The sequence below is a fragment of the Paraburkholderia sp. BR10954 genome (genome assembly GCF_040965775.1).
Classification (GTDB): Bacteria; Pseudomonadota; Gammaproteobacteria; order Burkholderiales; family Burkholderiaceae; genus Paraburkholderia; species Paraburkholderia youngii.
The window spans coordinates 1-386 of record NZ_JBFRCK010000243.1 but is presented as its reverse complement, the minus strand read 5'-3'; the positions used below and the strand labels follow the sequence as shown (position 1 = coordinate 386).

The following is a 386-nucleotide window of genomic DNA, read 5'->3' as shown; positions in this document are numbered from 1 at the left end:
ATAGGCCAGATGGCGGGACGTGAGGCCAAGCGTGCGCGGCTCCGGGTCCGAAGGCGGCTGCTCGCCCCAGACCGGCGTGGCCGTCTCCAGATCGACCGCTATCACATCGGTCAGCACCTCGGGGCCGAGTGCGGCGCGGCCGGCCGCATCGCAAAGCAGCAGCTGCGGAGCGGCATCGCCCAGCACCTGGCGCAGCCGCTGGGACGGATCCGCCGGATCCAGCGGTAGATAGGCGCCGCCCGCTTTCAGGATCGCCAGCAGCCCCACCACCATCGCCGCGCTGCGCTCCACGCAGATCGCCACCGGCTGGTCCGGCCTCACCCCCAGTCCGACCAGATGGTGCGCCAGCCGGTTGGCCCGCGCATTGAGCTCCCCATAGCTCAGTC

The 386-nt window shown here is 71.5% G+C and carries 1 protein-coding gene; it reads right to left on the bottom strand.

Features of this window, described 5'->3' with window-relative positions:
* A partial coding sequence (locus AB4Y34_RS42070; RefSeq protein ID WP_368719334.1) for an AMP-binding protein occupies positions 1-386 on the bottom strand: 386 nt, incomplete at both ends.